The sequence below is a fragment of the Microbispora sp. NPDC049633 genome (assembly GCF_040675265.1).
Lineage (GTDB): Bacteria > Actinomycetota > Actinomycetes > Streptosporangiales > Streptosporangiaceae > Microbispora > Microbispora maris.
Genome location: NZ_JBFAOO010000179.1, coordinates 1 through 14999, shown reverse-complemented (window position 1 = coordinate 14999; position 14999 = coordinate 1). Strand labels below are relative to the sequence as shown.

Below are 14999 nucleotides of genomic sequence, written 5' to 3'. Positions count from 1 at the left end.
CGCGACGGGCAGCCCGGCGCGCCCCGCGAGGCGGCGGCGGTTGTTGCGCAGCGCCTCGAATCCGGCGGCCCCGAGGACGGGGACGCGCTCGGTGACCGACCCGGGCACGTTCTGCCCGAGCCCGGCCACGGCGACGTCGACGGCATCCTCGGCCATCACGCGATAGGTGGTGTACTTGCCGCGCGACGATGACCAGGCCGGGCTCGGGCCGGATGACCGCGTGCTCCCGGGAGAGCTTGACGGTTTCCGACCCCGATCCGCCGAGCAGCGGGCGCAGGCCCGCGTAGACGCCCTCGATGTCGCCGGGGGTGAGCGGCGTCCGCAGCACGGCGTTGACGTGCTCCAGGATGTAGCCGATGTGGACCCGGGTGGGGGCCGGCTCGACCTTGTCGAGGTCCCAGGGGGTGTCGGTGGTGCCGACGATCCAGTGCGGACCCCAGGGGATGACGAACAGCGCGCTCTTCTCGGTGCGCAGGATCAGCCCGGTGTCGAGCCGGATCTTCTCCCTGGGCACGACGAGGTGCACGCCCTTGGACGCCTGGACGGTCACCGACCCCCGCGAGCCCGGCGACGCCCCCGCGAGCCGCTGGATCTCGTCGGTCCACACGCCGGTGGCGTTGATCACCTGGCGGGCCCTGACCCGCAGCTCCACGCCCCCTCCAGGTCGCGCACCACCGCGGCTGTGGCTGAGCGCCGACGACCAGGACGTCGAACTCGTCCTCGGCCAGCCTCCGCAGCGCCGCCTCCCGAGCGCGGGGACCAATGGGTACAGACATATCGGTGTTGACTCCCTCGTTGTCCAGGCGGGTCAGTCGACGTCGACCCAGTCGAGCGTCCGCTGGACGGCCTTGCGCCATCCGGCGTAACCGCGCTCGCGCCGCTCGTCGCTCCAGGTGGGCTCCCAGCGGCGGTCCTCGTGCCAGTTCCGCTTGAGGTCGTCGGTGGACTTCCAGAAGCCGACGGCGAGCCCGGCGGCGTACGCGGCGCCGAGCGCGGTGGTCTCGGCGACCACCGGGCGCGACACCGGGACGCCGAGGATGTCGGCCTGGAGCTGCATGCACAGCTCGTTGGCCGTCACGCCGCCGTCCACCCGCAGCACGTCGAGGACGACGCCGGAGTCCTGCTCCATCGCGCCGACCACGTCCTTGGTCTGGTAGCAGATCGACTCGAGCGTGGCGCGGGCCAGGTGGGCGTTGGTGTTGTAGCGGGACAGGCCGACGATGGCCCCCCGGGCGTCGGAGCGCCAGTAGGGCGCGAACAGGCCGGAGAAGGCGGGCACGAAGTAGACGCCGCCGTTGTCCTCGACCTGCCGGGCGAGCGCCTCGCTCTGCGACGCCCCGGAGATGATGCCGAGCTGGTCGCGCAGCCACTGCACGGCCGAGCCGGTGACCGCGATCGACCCCTCCAGGGCGTACACGGGCTTGACCGAGCCGAACTGGTAGCAGACCGTGGTGAGCAGTCCGTGCCGGGAGCGCACGAGCTCGGTGCCGGTGTTGAGCAGCAGGAAGTTGCCGGTGCCGTAGGTGTTCTTGGCCGTGCCGGGCTCGAAGCACACCTGGCCGACGGTGGCGGCCTGCTGGTCGCCGAGGTCGCCCGACAGCGGCACCTCCCCGCCGAGCGGGCCGCTCGCGCGCGTCACGCCGTACAGGTCGGGGTTGGAGGAGGGCCGGATCTCGGGGAGCATCTGGCGGGGGACGCCGAAGAACGACAGCAGCTCGTCGTCCCAGTCGAGCGTCTCCAGGTTCATCAGCATCGTGCGGCTGGCGTTGGTGGGGTCGGTGACGTGGACGCCGCCGTCGACGCCGCCCGTCAGGTGCCACAGCAGCCAGGTGTCGGTGTTGCCGAAGATCGCGTCACCGCGCTCGGCGGCCTCGCGGACGCCGGGGACGTTCTCCAGGATCCACTGGATCTTGCCGCCGGAGAAGTAGGTGGCGGGCGGCAGGCCGGCCTTGCGCCGGATCACCTCGCCCTTGCCCTCCCGTTCCAGGGCGGAGGCGATGCGGTCGGTGCGGGTGTCCTGCCACACGATGGCGTTGTAGTAGGGCCGGCCGGTGCGCCGGTCCCAGACGACCGCGGTCTCGCGCTGGTTGGTGATGCCGAGCGCCGCGAGGTCGGAGGCCTGCAGGCCCGCGGTCCGCATCGCGGTCTCGACGACCGCCCGGGTGCGCTCCCAGATCTCGGTCGGGTTGTGCTCGACCCAGCCCGCCTGCGGCAGGATCTGCTGGTGTTCCAGCTGGTGCCGGGCGACCTCGTTGCCGCCGTGGTCGAAGATCATGAAGCGGGTGCTGGTCGTCCCCTGGTCGACCGCGCCGACGTAGTCTGCCATTCTCGTTACGCCTCTCGTCTCGTATGAGCTCGGGTGAGCCGGGCGTTGCCGGCCTCGGCCTGGGGGTGATCAGCTCGCCTGCGCGGCGGGCTCCGGCGTACGGCCGGGCTCGGGCGCGTCCGTACGCGGCAGGAAACGGGCGACCAGGAGCTGGTAGAGCCCGGCGCCGACGACGCCGCCGACCAGCGGGCCGATGATCGGCACCCAGAAGTAGAGCCCACCGTACTGGTCGCGGAACGCCGAGCCGTACCCCGTGAAGAACGAGGCGAGGCGCGGGCCGAAGTCGCGCGCGGGGTTGATGGCGTAGCCGGCGTCGGTCCCCCACGCCATGCCGATCGCGACCACGAGCAGGCCGACGATGACCGGCGCGAGGTTGGCGAGCGGCGCCGAGTTGCGCTCGTCGGAGATCGCGAGGATCAGGAACAGCAGGATCGCCGTGCCGATGATCTGGTCGCGCAGCGCCCCCCACTGGGTGACCGGCAGCGTGCCGTTGCCGGGGAGGGTGGAGAAGACCCCCTGCGTCTTGATCGTGTGCCCGGGGTCCACCTTGGCCAGGACCTCGGCGTAATTCCACCGGACGAGCAGCGCCGCCACGAAGGCGCCCGCGGTCTGCGCCAGCGCGTACGGCAGGACCTTGCGCCAGGAGAAGCCCTTGAAGACGGCGAGGGCGACCGTGACGGCCGGGTTGAGGTGGGCGCCGCTGATCCGGGCGGCCGTGTAGACGCCGAGGGTCACGCCCAGGCCCCACGCCCAGGCGATGCTGTCGTGGTCGCCGATGCCGCCGGCCACGACCTGCGCCACGACGCCGACGCCGAACAGGATGAGGATCGCCGTGCCCGCGAACTCGGCCGCCAGCTCGCCCAGGAGCCGCGGGCCACTTCGCCCTTCCGCCATCTGTCTCCTCCTTGACCACGCCCGTCACTTCTCCGAAGTGCTCGCTGTGAACACCGCCGGTCGTCCGGACGCTAAACGGCCCCCAAGGGAGCGTCAATGAAAGATCGTCGGCATTGTCGAACACTGGTCACATTCGTGCCGCCGTACTACGCTCCCCCGGCATGACGCGAAAAATCGCAGCTCGCGCAGGCCCGTCCGGCGGGATGTCGACAGTGTCGAACGCCTGCCGACGCGGCTAGGATCCGGGGCGTGCCAGGTCCGGTCCAGTCCATCGAGCGCGCCGCCGCGATCCTGCGGCTGCTCGCCCAGGGATCGGGGCGGCTCGGCCTCACCGAGATCGCGAACTCCCTGGGGCTGGCCCGCGGCACGGCGCACGGCATCCTGCGCACCCTCCAGCTCGTCGGCTTCGTCGAACAGGACGAGGCGACCGGCAAGTACCAGCTCGGCGCCGCGCTGCTGCATCTGGGCACCAGCTACCTCGACGTGAACGAGCTCCGCTCGCGGGCGATCAACTGGGCCGACGCCCTGGCCGCGCGCAGCGGCGAGGCGGTGCGGATCGGCACCCACCTCCAGGGCAAGGTCCTGGTGGTCCACCACGTCTTCCGGCCCGACGACAGCCTGCAGACGCTCGACGTCGGCATGCTGCTGCCCATGCACGCCACGGCGATCGGCAAGGCGCTGCTCGCCTACGACGCCAACGCGGCCGCCGCCATCCAGGACGCGGTGCGGGGCGGGGAACTGGAGCAGTTCACCCGCCGCACCGTGCGTACGCAGAGGGAGATGTCCCGCGTGCTCGCGGCCGTGCGCGAGCACGGCTGGGCGTCCGACGCCGACGAGACAGGCATGGGCGAGGCCGGGGTGGCGGCCCCGATCCGGGGGTACGGAGGACTCGTGGTGGGCGCGATGGGCATCTCCGGCGCCACCGAGCGGATCTGCGACTCCGGCGGGCGTCCCCGTCCCGAACTGGTGGGCTATGTGCGCGACGCGGCGCGGGCCGTCTCCCGCGACCTCGGCGCCTCCCGCTGGTGACCCTCCCCACCCCACACGCATCCGCCCCCTTAGGCAGGCCGCCGTGACCCAGCGATATGTCATGTCCATCGACCAGGGCACCACCTCGACCCGGTGCATCCTCTTCGACCAGCGCGGCCGGCTGGTCTCGGTGACGCAGCGGGAGCACAAGCAGCGCTTCCCCCGCCCCGGCTGGGTGGAGCACGACCCCGTCGAGATCTGGCGCAACCTGGAGCGGATCGGTCCGGAGGCGCTCGCCCAGGCGGGCATCGGGCCCGGCGAGGTCGCCGCCGTCGGCATCGCCAACCAGCGGGAGACGACGGTGCTGTGGGACCGGCGCACCGGCGCGCCCGTCACCCCCGCGGTCGTCTGGCAGGACACCCGGACCGGCGCCCTGGTCGACGAGCTGTCCCGCCGCCTCGACGCACATGTGGTGCGCGAGCGCTGCGGCCTGCCCCTGGCCACGTACTTCTCCGCCCCCACGGTCCGCTGGCTGCTGGACCACACCGACGGGCTGCGCGAGCGCGCGGAACGCGGCGAGGTCCTGTTCGGCACGATGGAGAGCTGGCTCATCTGGAACCTCACCGGCGGCCCGGACGGCGGCGTCCACGTCACCGACGTCACCAACGCCAGCCGCACGCTGCTGATGAACCTGCGCGACCTCGACTGGGACCCGGTCCTGCTCGATTTCTTCGGCATCCCCCGGGCGATGCTGCCGCGGATCCGCCCGTCCAGCGAGATCTACGGCGTGGCCCGGCGGGTGCTGCCCGGCGTGCGGATCTCGGCCGCGCTCGGCGACCAGCAGGCCGCGCTGTTCGGGCAGACCTGCTTCCACCGCGGCGAGGCCAAGTGCACCTACGGCACGGGCGCGTTCCTGCTGCTCAACACCGGAACCGAGCCGGTCGTCTCCACCCACGGCCTGCTCACCACGGTCGGCTACCGGATCGGCCACCAGCCCGCCGTGTACGCCCTGGAGGGCTCCATCGCGGTCACCGGCGCCCTCGTGCAGTGGTTCAGGGACGGGCTCGGGCTCATCGGGACCGCCCCGGAGATCGAGACCCTGGCCCGCACGGTCGACGACAACGGCGGCTGCTACATCGTCCCGGCGTTCTCCGGGCTGTTCGCGCCCCACTGGCGCAGCGAGGCCCGCGGCGTCATCGTCGGGCTCACCTCGTACATCACCAAGGGCCACCTCGCCCGCGCCGTGCTGGAGGCCACGGGCTGGCAGACCCGCGAGGTGGTGGACGCGATGAACGCCGACGCGGGCATCGCGCTCACCACCCTCAAGGTCGACGGCGGCATGACGTCGGACAACCTGCTCATGCAGTTCATCGCCGACGTGCTGGACGTGCCGGTGGTCCGGCCCATGGTCGCGGAGACCGTCTCCCTCGGCGCCGCGTACGCCGCCGGGCTCGCCGTCGGCTACTGGCCCGACCTGGAGGGCCTGCGGCGCAACTGGCACCGCGCCGCCCAGTGGACGCCGGCGATGGACCCCGGACGGCGCGAGAACGAGTACGACAACTGGCGGCGGGCGGTGGAGCGCGCCCTCGGCTGGATCAAGCCCTCCGCCGGCTGATCACGACGTGGGGCCGATGTCGGGCTCGGGCTCGGGCATCGCCGACTCCTCGCCGGTCGCCGGCGGCGTCTCGGCGGCCGGCGTCTCGATGTCGGCCGCACCGCCGATCATCTCCTCCAGCCCCCCGTCGTCGGGCTCGGGCGTCAGCGGCTCGGGCGAGGTGCCCCTCGCGTCGTACGCTCCGGATCTGTCCGCCACCACGTCCGCGTCTCCTCCCACGTGTCCTGTCCGCTGTCCGCCGGTCCCCCCGGCCTGCGGATCGCGCATGACCGCTCACCTGCCCCCGTCGTACGGCCTTAATTCATCCTCGCAGGGGCCCCTCACGCGTACGCGCCGCCCCGGGGCTCTTGTGCTCGATTCAGTGACCAAATAGTGTGATCCGGTCAAACAATCGGGGAAGGGCACATGACCAGAGCAGGACGGCCGCCACAGGATCCGGCACGCCAGATGGAGCGGGCGCACCGCATCCTCGACGCCGCCGCCGAGCTGATCGGCCGCTGGGGCTACGACAAGACGACGATCGACGATGTCGCCAGGCAGGCCGGGGTCGCGAAGGGCACGATCTACCTGCACTGGAGGACGCGCGACGCCCTCTTCGCCGCACTGCTGCGCAGGGAGCGGGTGCACATGCTCGAAGAGGTGCGCCGGAGCCGCCCCGCCACCCCGCGCGAGCTGTTCGCCGGGATCGCCGCCGGCCTGCTGCGCCGGCCGCTGCTCAAGGCGGCGCTGGTCGGCGATTCGGAGGTGCTCGGCAAGCTCGTCAGGCAGAAGCGGCAGGGCCCCGGCGCGATGAACATGGGCGAGGCGTTCGACGCCTACTATGCCGCGCTGACCGCGGCGGGCGCGGCCAGAGACCTGTCGGGCGACCACGTCCTGGTGATCGGCTCGATCATGTACGGGTTCCTCACCGTGCCGTGGCTCCTCCCCGGAGGGCCCCCGCCCGAGGAGCGGCTCGCCGAGCTGCTCGCCGACATGATCGAGCGCGCCACCGGTACCGGACGCGCGTTGCCCGAGGACGCGGCGCGTGCCGTCGGACGGGCCACCCTCGGCTATCTCGACACGATCGAGGACGTCGCCCGGCGGAAGCTGGCGGACTCCCTTAGCCTTTCGAGGAGCGTGTGACATGAGGGCTGTCATCCCGCTGGACGATCCCGCCGCCGACCTCGCCACCGTGGGCGGCAAGGGCGCGTCTCTGGCCACGCTCGCCAGGGCGGGGCTGCCCGTGCCCGGCGGCTTCCACATCACCACCGAGGCCTATCGGGCCTTCGTGGCGGACATCCGTGAGGAGACGCTGTCCGCCGCCGCGTCGGGCGACGCCGAGCGGATCGCGACCCTGTTCGCCGGGCGCCAGGTGCCCGAGCCGATCGCCGCGGAGATCCGCGCCGCCCACGCGGCGCTGGGCGGCGACGTCGCGGTGGCCGTGCGGTCGTCCGCCACCGCGGAGGACCTTCCCGGCATGTCGTTCGCCGGGCAGCAGGACACCTTCCTCAACGTCACCGCCGACGGGCTGCTCGACGCGGTGACGCGCTGCTGGGCCTCCCTTTGGAACGCCCGCGCGATCGCCTACCGGGACAGGAACGGCGTGCCGCACGACGACGTCGCCCTGGCCGTCGTGGTCCAGGAACTGGTGGACGCCGACGCGGCGGGCGTCATGTTCACGGCCGATCCCGTCACCGGCGCCCGCGGCGCGACGGTGATCAACGCGTCGTGGGGCCTGGGCGAGGCCGTGGTCGGCGGCCAGGTCACCCCCGACGTCGTCGTCGTCGCGGGCGGCGCGGTCGTCGAGGAGCGGGCCGGGGACAAGACGGTCATGACCGTCCGCGTGCCCGGCGGCACCCGCGAGGAGCCGGTGCCCGAGGACATGCGCCGGATCCCCGTGCTCACCGGGACGCAGGCCCTCGCGCTCGCCGATCTGGGCGCGCGCGTCCAGGCGCTCTACGGCACGCCGATGGACGTGGAGTGGGTCCGGCACGCCGGTGCGTTCGCCGTCGTCCAAGCCCGGCCGATCACCGCCTCCGGGCCGCGGGTGGAGGAGTGGAACGACAGTCTCAAGGGCGACTACCTGTGGACGTCCGGCAACCTCGGTGAGGCCATCCCCGACGTCATGACGCCCATCACCTGGTCGTTCGTCCGCCTGTTCATCAACGAGGCCATGTCGGCCTCCGCGCTGCCCGGCTTCGACCTGATCGGCAACATCGGCGGCCGCTTCTACATGAACCTGAGCATCGCCGTCTCCGTCGCCCGGGCGCTGGGCATGGGGAGCAAGCTCGGCGCGATCGAGCAGGTCTTCGGCAGGCTGCCGCCGGGCCTGGACGTGCCGCCGCTCGGGATGTCCCGGCGGCGGATCATCACAACGGTGCTGCCCATGGCCGTACGCATCCGGCGCAGGGTCAGGGCGAACCTCAAAGGCATGCGGGCCTTCCTGTCCACCTCCCGGGAGCGGTGCGAGGAGCTGCGCGCCGCGATCCGGTCCACCTCGTCGGCGCCGGAACTGGCCGACCTGTGGTCGCGGTCCGTCGAGCCGCATTTCGTCACGGCCTGCCGCATGCTCGAGGCCGCGGGCCGGCAGGACGGCAGCTCGCTCGTCCTCACCCGCGACAGGCTGCGCAAGACGGTGGGCGAGGCCGACGCGGAGGCCATCTTGACGGGCGCGGCCGGCGAGGGCGAGCTGGCCAGCCTCGGCCTGATCACGGGGCTGAGCCGGCTGGCCTCGGGCGAGATCACCAGGGAGACCTTCGCCCGGCTCTACGGCCACCGCGGCCCGCACGAGTTCGAGGTGTCCGTCCCGCGCCCCGGGGAGGACCCCGCCTGGATCGACGCCCAGCTCGCGGGGCTGCGGGACATACGGGCCGGCGCGGACGGCCTGCTGGCCCGGCAGCGCGAAGCGAGGGAGGAGGCGTGGGCGCGGCTCGCCCGGCGCCACCCCCGCCGCGAGGCCGGGATGCGGGCCAGGGTCGCGCGCTGGGCCGGGGTGGTGCGTGACCGCGAGGCCACCCGATCGGAGGTCGTCCGCGCGTTCTGGGTGCTGCGGGCCTTCGTCCTGCGGGCCGGCGAGCTGACCGGCCACGGCGACGACCTGTTCCACCTCTACCTGGACGAGCTGCTCACCGTGCTCCGCGGCGACGCCACCCCGCTGGAACGGGTGCCCGTCCGGCGGGCGACGTACGAGATGTACGCGGCGCTCCCGCCGTATCCGACGCTCATCGTGGGCCGGTTCGACCCGGTCCGCTGGGCGGCCGACCCCGGCAGACGCGCCGACATCCACGATGCCCGAGGCGCCGTCCCCCCGGCCGAGGACGCCGTGACCGGCTTCCCCGGCGCGCCCGGCGTGGTCGAGGGAATCGCCAGGGTGATCGCCCGGCCCGAGGACGGCGATCGGCTCCAGCCCGGCGAGATCCTGGTCACCACGCTCACCAACGTGGGTTGGACGCCGCTGTTCCCGCGCGCGGCGGCCGTGGTCACCGACGTCGGGGCGCCGCTGTCGCATGCCTCCATCGTCGCCCGCGAACTGGGCATCCCCGCCGTGGTGGGCACCGGAAACGCCACCACTCGGGTGCGCGACGGGGACAAGATCAGAGTCGACGGCGCCCGCGGCACGGTGGAACTGCTCGGCGAGTGACGGCTCGCCCGGGTCCTCGGAAAGGTGTGGCCGTCCGCCGCTCACGAGACCGGGCCGACGCCGGGCCGACGCCGCCCAGCACCTCCATCCGGCCGAGGCCGGCGCGGCCGATCGCCGCGAAGGCCATGTCGGCAGCGTGAGCACGTTCACGGGTGGATTGCCGATGATGACGATGGCGGTGACGGCCGGCCCTCATGCGTACGGCCCGGCCTCCCGCGGGTAGACGACAGGTCATCCGGAGCGGCGAGGAGTGGGCGGGATGGACAGGCGGCGGCGTGACCTGGTCGACCGGGACCTGGAGGATGCGGCGGCGGACCTGCTGGCGCACGATCCCCGCCTGCGCGCCCTGGACGTGCGGGTCCGCTTCGACTGCGGGGTGGCGCACGTCGAGGGCGATGTGCGGGCCGCCGCCGACCTCGCCATGCTGCGCGAGCGCCTCGGCCGCCTGGCGGGAGTGCTGGCGGTGTGGGACAGGGTGCGGGTCGCGGGCGTCATGCCCCGGGTCGTCGACCTCGGCTGCGGGGACACCAAGCAACACCGTGACAATCTCGGCGTCGACCTCCGGCCCGGACCGGCCGTCGACGTGCTGGCCGACCTGGCTCGCGGGGTGCCGCTGGCGGACGAGTCGGTGGACCAGGTCTTCGTGGTGCACGTGCTGGAGCACCTGGCCGACTATCTGCCCCTGCTGCGCGAGTGCCACCGCGTGCTGCGGCCCGGCGGCGTGCTGCACGTCCTCGCGCCTTGGTGGCGGCACGTCAACGCGGTGGCCGATCCCACGCACGTCCGGCTTATCGACGTGCAGACGTTCAAGCACCTGTGCCGTCCCGACGACGCGGGCCGGTGCTGGTATCCGCTGCTGGTCACGCGCGACGAGTCCACGGTCTTCGCGGACCTGGTTCCGCTTAGGGGCGGCCGGGAGCCCGCCGGAGAGCGATGGCTGGCCCGCTTCTTCGACTGACCGAGCGGGCGCCGGTTCGTGAGCGGCTGACGCCGAGTCGCCGAGTCCGGCCGCCCGTGAAGTAATTCCTTGCCCAAGATGTTCTCCCGACAAGGCCCGCGCCCCCAGTTGGGCGGCATCGTGGGTAAGTGGTGTGGGATCACGGGGGTGGGCAGATGGAGCAGGGTGTCCCCGATTCCCGGGACCAGGGGTTGCTGCGCGCGCTGACCGGGATGTTGGAGGCCAGCCATCTGGTGGCGTTCGAGGACATACCCTCGCTGATCAGCCGGCACGAGCGCGAGGCGGGCTTCGAGGAGATCGGCGTCTACGTGGCCGACCTGCAGCAGAGCGTGCTGCGCCGGTTGTGCGGCCATGGCGAGGACGCCGCCCAGCCGGAGGAGCTGAAGATCGACACCACGCTCGCCGGGCGTGCCCTGCAGGAGGTGCGCCTGCTCCGGACCGGCTCCGAGGGAGACGGACCGAGCCAGTGGTGGGTGCCCATGCTGGACGGCACGGAGCGCCTCGGCGTGCTCCACATGACCCCCACGTCGGAGGACGACGGGCTCGAGGAGCGCATGCGGCACGTGGCGTCCCTCATCGCGCTGATCGTCGTGAGCAAGCGCTCCTTCAGCGACTGTCACGCGCGCCTGGTCCGGAGCCGCCCGATGAACGTGGCGGCGGAGATGCAGTGGAACCTGATGCCACCGCTGACGTTCGCCACGCCGGAGGTGACGATCGGCGCCGTGCTCGAACCGGCGTACGAGATCGGCGGCGACGCTTTCGACTACTCCACCTTCGGCTCACTCGCACACGTCGGGGTCTTCGACGCGATGGGCCACGACGTGTCGGCCGGGCTGACCGCCAACCTGGCCGTGGCCGCCTGCCGCAACCACCGCCGGCAGGACATGGACCTGGTGCGCAACAGCGAGGCCATCGAGAGGGTTCTGATCGACGAGTTCGGTCGTGGCGACCGCTTCGTGACCGGGGTCATCGGCGACCTCGACCTCGAGACCGGCGTGTTCACCTGGGTCAACCGCGGCCACCACGCGCCGGTGCTGATCCGCCACGGCCGCTGGACGTCCACCCTGAACTGCCCGCCCGCCCACCCGATGGGGCTCGACCTCGGCCTGCCCGTCATGCTCTGCCGCGAGCAGTTGGAGCCCGGCGACCGGATCCTCCTCTACACCGACGGCATCACCGAGATGCGCAGCCCCGACAGCGGCGAGTTCGGCCTGGGCCGGTTCGTCGAGTTCATGATCAAGCAGAACGCCGCCGGGCTGCCGGTGCCCGAGACGCTGCGCCGGCTCATCCGGACCGTGCTGGAGTATCACGACAACCGCCTGCACGACGACGCCACCGTGCTGCTCGTCGAGTGGCACGGCAACGCGCACGAGAAGCTCAGCCCTTGACCCGTCCCTGGAACGCCGCCTGTCGCGACCGCCGCCCGCACGGATTCAGAACCGGTAGCGGAGAACGCGTGCCCCTTGCCGGGACAAGGCCGTGCTGCGGGCGGTGAGACGGGTCAGCGCGCGCAGGGGTTGCGGGAACCGGGCTACTTCCGGTGCGCGGGTGAGGATCTGCTCCTCGACCAGTTCGAGGCCGGCGTCCCAGGACTCTGGTTCGTGCGGGTCGTCGAAGCCCTGGGCGGCTTTGATGCCGAGTGCCTTGATGGTCGGGTGGTACTTCATGGCCCAGGCCGCGAAGCGGGTGTAGCCGTTGAGCGCGAGCTCGCCCGAAGGGAAGTGGCCGGTCAGCGCGCGGGTCATCGCCTGGAAGGAGTCGCCGGGCATGAAGGGCAGCAGCCCCTCGGCGACGATCATCGCCGGCCGGTCGCCGGGGATGGCTGTCAGCCAGTCGGAGCTGGTGAGGTCGGCTCCGACCAGGTGGGAACGGCCGGGCAGACATTCGGCCCGCAGGTGCACCACTTCCGGGTAGTCGATGTCGTACCAGTCGACGCCGGGCGGGGGATCACAGCGGAACATCCTGGTGTCCAGGCCGCAGCCCAGGTCGAGCACCACGCATCCGGGATGAGCGGCGATGTAGGCGCGGACGACGCCGTCGAGCTTCTTGGCGCGCAGTGCCGTGGTGAGGACGAGGCTGGGCTTGACCTTCAGCTTGCCGAAGTCGTAATCGATGGTGCCGGCCAGGTCGGCGGAGAGCGTATCGCCGAGGATCGGGCTGGGCTGCCCGGCGTCCAGGGCTCTGGCGTGGAGAGTGAGCAGCAGCGTTTCCTGGATCAGCCCGAGTTCGGGTTGCCGGCGGTGCATGGGGATTCCTTAACGGCGTAGCGGATGACGGGCCGCGAGGTTCTGCAGCCACGTCAGGGAGTCGTGGGCGGCCTTGATGCGCTCGGTGCGGTGCCTATCGCCGCCCGCGATGTCGAGCCCCTCGTCGGCGATCTCGCCGAACGCGCTCAGGCTTTCGAGCTTGCGCTGGATGACCTTCTGCCAGGCGTCGTCTTCGATGCGGTAGTAGGAGGTGCGATCCCCGGGCCTTCTCACCTTCTTGACCAGGCCGATGGCCGTGAGGAAGCGCATGTTCGAGGTGAGCGAGGCCCGGCTGGCCTGGATGACCTCCGCGATCTGGCCGGCGGACTGCTCGGCCGGATCACAGATCATGAGCCAGCCGAGGATGCGTCCGGTGATGGGCGGCAGCCCCCACTCCTCGACGCAGAAGGCTGCCACCCGTTCCACCCAGCGGAGCAGCCGGTCCTCCTGCTGTTCCTCAGTGCTCATCGTCGCGCCCTCCGTTGTCGATCGTGTGGCGGTTCACTGTGTCATGGCGGCCACCGACTCGTAGGTGGGTGCCGGGGTGATGTCCGCGAGCCTGGTCCTGCGCAGGTGAAGATCGAACCAGTCGATCGCGAGCGCCATCGCCTCCTCCAGGCCCGGGCCGGTGTAGAGGCCGAGCACGTCATAGGGCAGCACCGCGAGCCGCTTGGGCTCGCCCGCCTTGGCGAAGGCGCTTTGCGCCTCCTCGAGCATGTGGTACGGGTCCCAGCCGCCGTTGGCGATCATCAGCAGCGGCGTCGGGGCAAGCCGGTGGATGAGGTTCTCCGGCGCGAAGGTGAGCAGGTGCTCGGCCGAGTCGAGGGTCTTCTCGTTCCGGTAGGTGGGAAACAGGCGGGTCGACATGTCCGGGGCGTCCTTCACGCTGTCGCCCTCCAGCGTCAGGTGCGGCACGCGCGCGCTCTGCCCGCCTTCGTAGCGCCGCTGCCAGTCCTGCTGCAGTCGGTCGCGCAGGGCGTGGACACCGGCGCGGCCGAGGAGGCGTTCCATGTACCGCCATCCGTTCCACACGCTGGGGCTCTGCACGACGACGCACCTGATGCGCCGATCGAGCACGGCGGCCTGGGCCGCCACCGATCCGCCGATGCTCACCCCCCACACCCCGATCCGCTCCGGCTGCACTTCGGGACGGGTCTGCAGGTAGGACACGGCGCTGCGGAAGTCCTCCACCTGCCGCTCCGGGTAGTCCAGGCCGCGCGGCTCTCCTTCGCTCGAGCCGACCGTGCGGTAGTCGATGGCCAGCACCGCGAAGCCGGCCTTGACGAAGTACGGCGCGAAGAACGCCAGCGCCTCTTTGACCATCACCCCGCTGTGCCCGAGCACCAGCCCGGGGACCGGGTCGCTCGTCTCAGGCAGGTAGAGATCACCCGCGCAGCGGGTGCCGACGCTGCGGAAGGTCACGTGTTCCATGCTTGCCCCCATGCCTGTGTGCTAGTTATTTCAAACATGACTGAAATATCTAGCAATGTCAATCTGAGGGTCTGCACAGGGAAGAGGTTGCGCGCCGCCGTTACGCAGAAGAGCCGCCACAGGAGCCGTTCCCGTAGCGGGCGGCGGCCGTCGGTGAACAGCTCCGCCGCGTCGGCGTGGTTCCAAGGGCGGCGCGGTCGTGCGCCGGGCCACCGCCACCGCCCGCTTGCCGCCCCGCCTGCTCTCCAGCCGCACCACCGGGCCGGTGTTCCCGGCGCACCGGACGCGGCCCGCCCCGGCCTGAAGGGCTGAGCCCCGCCGTGGCGGGGCGTTGCCGGAGGGAACCTCCGGTGCGGGCTGTGCCGCACCGGAGGCGTCCGGATGTGACCTATCTGGTCCAGGCCCACTTCTGGTTGGTGCCGCCGTGGCAGGAATACAGCTGGATCTTGGTGCCGTTGCCGGTGCCGGCGCCGACGGCGTCGAGGCACAGCCCGGACTGGACGCCCTGGATGCTGCCGTCGGAGTTGACGCGCCACTTCTGGTTGTCGCCGCCCCAGCAGCTGTAGATCTGCACCTTCGCGCCGTTGCCGGTGCCGGCCGCGTCCAGGCACTTGTTGCCGTACACCCGGATCTCACCGGCGGAGGTGGACGCCCAGGTCTGGTTGGTCTGGCCGTTGCAGTCCCACAGCTGCACCTGGGTGCCGTCGGCGGTGCTCGCGCCGGTCACGTCCAGGCAGCGGCCGGAGGCCGTCCCCTTGATCGGCCCGCTACCGCCGCCGGAGGTGGGGGTCACGGTCGGACTGGGTGACGGGCTACCCGGGGACGGGCTGGGGGACGACGGTGTGCTGCCGTCGAGGCCGAGGAAGGAGATGGCGTAGGCGATCTGGCCGTTCATCGGCAGCTGGTGGCCGACGCCGGAGATGCTGATGCCTTCGACGGTG

At 71.8% G+C, this 14999-nt stretch carries 13 protein-coding genes and 1 pseudogene; 6 read left to right on the top strand and 8 right to left on the bottom strand.

All coding sequences use genetic code 11. From position 1 onward, the window contains the following. The 3 genes and pseudogenes from AB0J39_RS31495 to AB0J39_RS31485 all read right to left on the bottom strand — a co-directional run. Positions 1 to 678, bottom strand: a pseudogene (locus tag AB0J39_RS31495) (FAD-dependent oxidoreductase); the annotation flags it as partial. A gap of 130 nt (positions 679 to 808) precedes the next feature. Then, positions 809 to 2326: a glycerol kinase GlpK gene (glpK, locus tag AB0J39_RS31490; protein ID WP_363471422.1), complete on the bottom strand. Its 1518-nt coding sequence runs from the start codon at positions 2324 to 2326 to the stop codon at positions 809 to 811. 69 nt (positions 2327 to 2395) lie between these two features. Further along, complete coding sequence (locus AB0J39_RS31485; RefSeq protein WP_363471420.1) at positions 2396 to 3220, bottom strand: MIP/aquaporin family protein; 825 nt, start codon at positions 3218 to 3220, stop codon at positions 2396 to 2398. Between the two features lie 249 nt (positions 3221 to 3469). Between AB0J39_RS31485 and AB0J39_RS31480 the strand changes: the two genes are divergently transcribed. Both AB0J39_RS31480 and glpK (AB0J39_RS31475) read left to right on the top strand, forming a co-directional pair. Beyond that, complete coding sequence (locus AB0J39_RS31480) at positions 3470 to 4249, top strand: IclR family transcriptional regulator (RefSeq protein ID WP_363471418.1); 780 nt, start codon at positions 3470 to 3472, stop codon at positions 4247 to 4249. 43 nt (positions 4250 to 4292) lie between these two features. Then, positions 4293 to 5804, top strand: coding sequence for a glycerol kinase GlpK (gene glpK, locus AB0J39_RS31475; protein WP_363471416.1), 1512 nt, complete (start codon positions 4293 to 4295; stop codon positions 5802 to 5804). Here the strand turns inward: glpK (AB0J39_RS31475) and AB0J39_RS31470 are convergent, their stop codons facing one another. Then, on the bottom strand, positions 5805 to 6005 hold the full coding sequence (locus AB0J39_RS31470) for a hypothetical protein (RefSeq protein ID WP_363471414.1): 201 nt from the start codon (positions 6003 to 6005) through the stop codon (positions 5805 to 5807). Positions 6006 to 6209: 204 nt separating this feature from the next. On the opposite strand from AB0J39_RS31470, the gene AB0J39_RS31465 reads away from it, so the two are divergent. From AB0J39_RS31465 to AB0J39_RS31450, 4 genes are all read left to right on the top strand, one after another. Further along, positions 6210 to 6926, top strand: coding sequence for a helix-turn-helix domain-containing protein (locus AB0J39_RS31465; RefSeq protein ID WP_363471412.1), 717 nt, complete (start codon positions 6210 to 6212; stop codon positions 6924 to 6926). Between the two features lies 1 nt (position 6927). Continuing rightward, positions 6928 to 9423 carry a PEP/pyruvate-binding domain-containing protein gene (locus tag AB0J39_RS31460; RefSeq protein WP_363471410.1) on the top strand — a complete coding sequence of 832 codons (2496 nt, stop codon included), beginning with the start codon at positions 6928 to 6930 and terminating at the stop codon, positions 9421 to 9423. Between the two features lie 259 nt (positions 9424 to 9682). After that, complete coding sequence (locus AB0J39_RS31455) at positions 9683 to 10381, top strand: class I SAM-dependent methyltransferase (protein ID WP_363471408.1); 699 nt, start codon at positions 9683 to 9685, stop codon at positions 10379 to 10381. A gap of 155 nt (positions 10382 to 10536) precedes the next feature. After that, the gene (locus AB0J39_RS31450) at positions 10537 to 11769 is read left to right on the top strand and encodes a PP2C family protein-serine/threonine phosphatase (RefSeq protein ID WP_363471406.1); all 1233 of its coding nucleotides are present in this window, start codon (positions 10537 to 10539) and stop codon (positions 11767 to 11769) included. Positions 11770 to 11814: 45 nt separating this feature from the next. On the opposite strand, the gene AB0J39_RS31445 is transcribed toward AB0J39_RS31450, so the two are convergent. The 4 genes from AB0J39_RS31445 to AB0J39_RS31430 form a co-directional block, all read right to left on the bottom strand. Continuing rightward, complete coding sequence (locus AB0J39_RS31445; protein WP_363471404.1) at positions 11815 to 12627, bottom strand: class I SAM-dependent methyltransferase; 813 nt, start codon at positions 12625 to 12627, stop codon at positions 11815 to 11817. Positions 12628 to 12636: 9 nt separating this feature from the next. Beyond that, positions 12637 to 13095 (bottom strand): transcriptional regulator, encoded by a 459-nt coding sequence (locus AB0J39_RS31440; RefSeq protein ID WP_363471402.1) that lies wholly within the window; start codon positions 13093 to 13095, stop codon positions 12637 to 12639. 33 nt (positions 13096 to 13128) lie between these two features. Beyond that, positions 13129 to 14058: an alpha/beta fold hydrolase gene (locus AB0J39_RS31435; protein ID WP_363471400.1), complete on the bottom strand. Its 930-nt coding sequence runs from the start codon at positions 14056 to 14058 to the stop codon at positions 13129 to 13131. 388 nt (positions 14059 to 14446) lie between these two features. Beyond that, positions 14447 to 14999: RICIN domain-containing protein (locus AB0J39_RS31430; protein WP_363471398.1), on the bottom strand; the 553-nt coding region annotated here is incomplete at its 5' end.

What these genes read in the sequence shown, in the direction of transcription:
- glpK (WP_363471422.1), bottom strand. Translation starts at nt 2,326, where the DNA reads ATGGCAGACTACGTCGGCGCGGTCGACCAGGGGACGACCAGCACCCGC.
- AB0J39_RS31485 (WP_363471420.1), bottom strand. Translation starts at nt 3,220, where the DNA reads ATGGCGGAAGGGCGAAGTGGCCCGCGGCTCCTGGGCGAGCTGGCGGCC.
- AB0J39_RS31465 (WP_363471412.1), top strand. Translation starts at nt 6,210, where the DNA reads ATGACCAGAGCAGGACGGCCGCCACAGGATCCGGCACGCCAGATGGAG.
- AB0J39_RS31460 (WP_363471410.1), top strand. Translation starts at nt 6,928, where the DNA reads ATGAGGGCTGTCATCCCGCTGGACGATCCCGCCGCCGACCTCGCCACC.
- AB0J39_RS31455 (WP_363471408.1), top strand. Translation starts at nt 9,683, where the DNA reads ATGGACAGGCGGCGGCGTGACCTGGTCGACCGGGACCTGGAGGATGCG.
- AB0J39_RS31450 (WP_363471406.1), top strand. Translation starts at nt 10,537, where the DNA reads ATGGAGCAGGGTGTCCCCGATTCCCGGGACCAGGGGTTGCTGCGCGCG.
- AB0J39_RS31445 (WP_363471404.1), bottom strand. Translation starts at nt 12,627, where the DNA reads ATGCACCGCCGGCAACCCGAACTCGGGCTGATCCAGGAAACGCTGCTG.
- AB0J39_RS31440 (WP_363471402.1), bottom strand. Translation starts at nt 13,095, where the DNA reads ATGAGCACTGAGGAACAGCAGGAGGACCGGCTGCTCCGCTGGGTGGAA.
- AB0J39_RS31435 (WP_363471400.1), bottom strand. Translation starts at nt 14,058, where the DNA reads ATGGAACACGTGACCTTCCGCAGCGTCGGCACCCGCTGCGCGGGTGAT.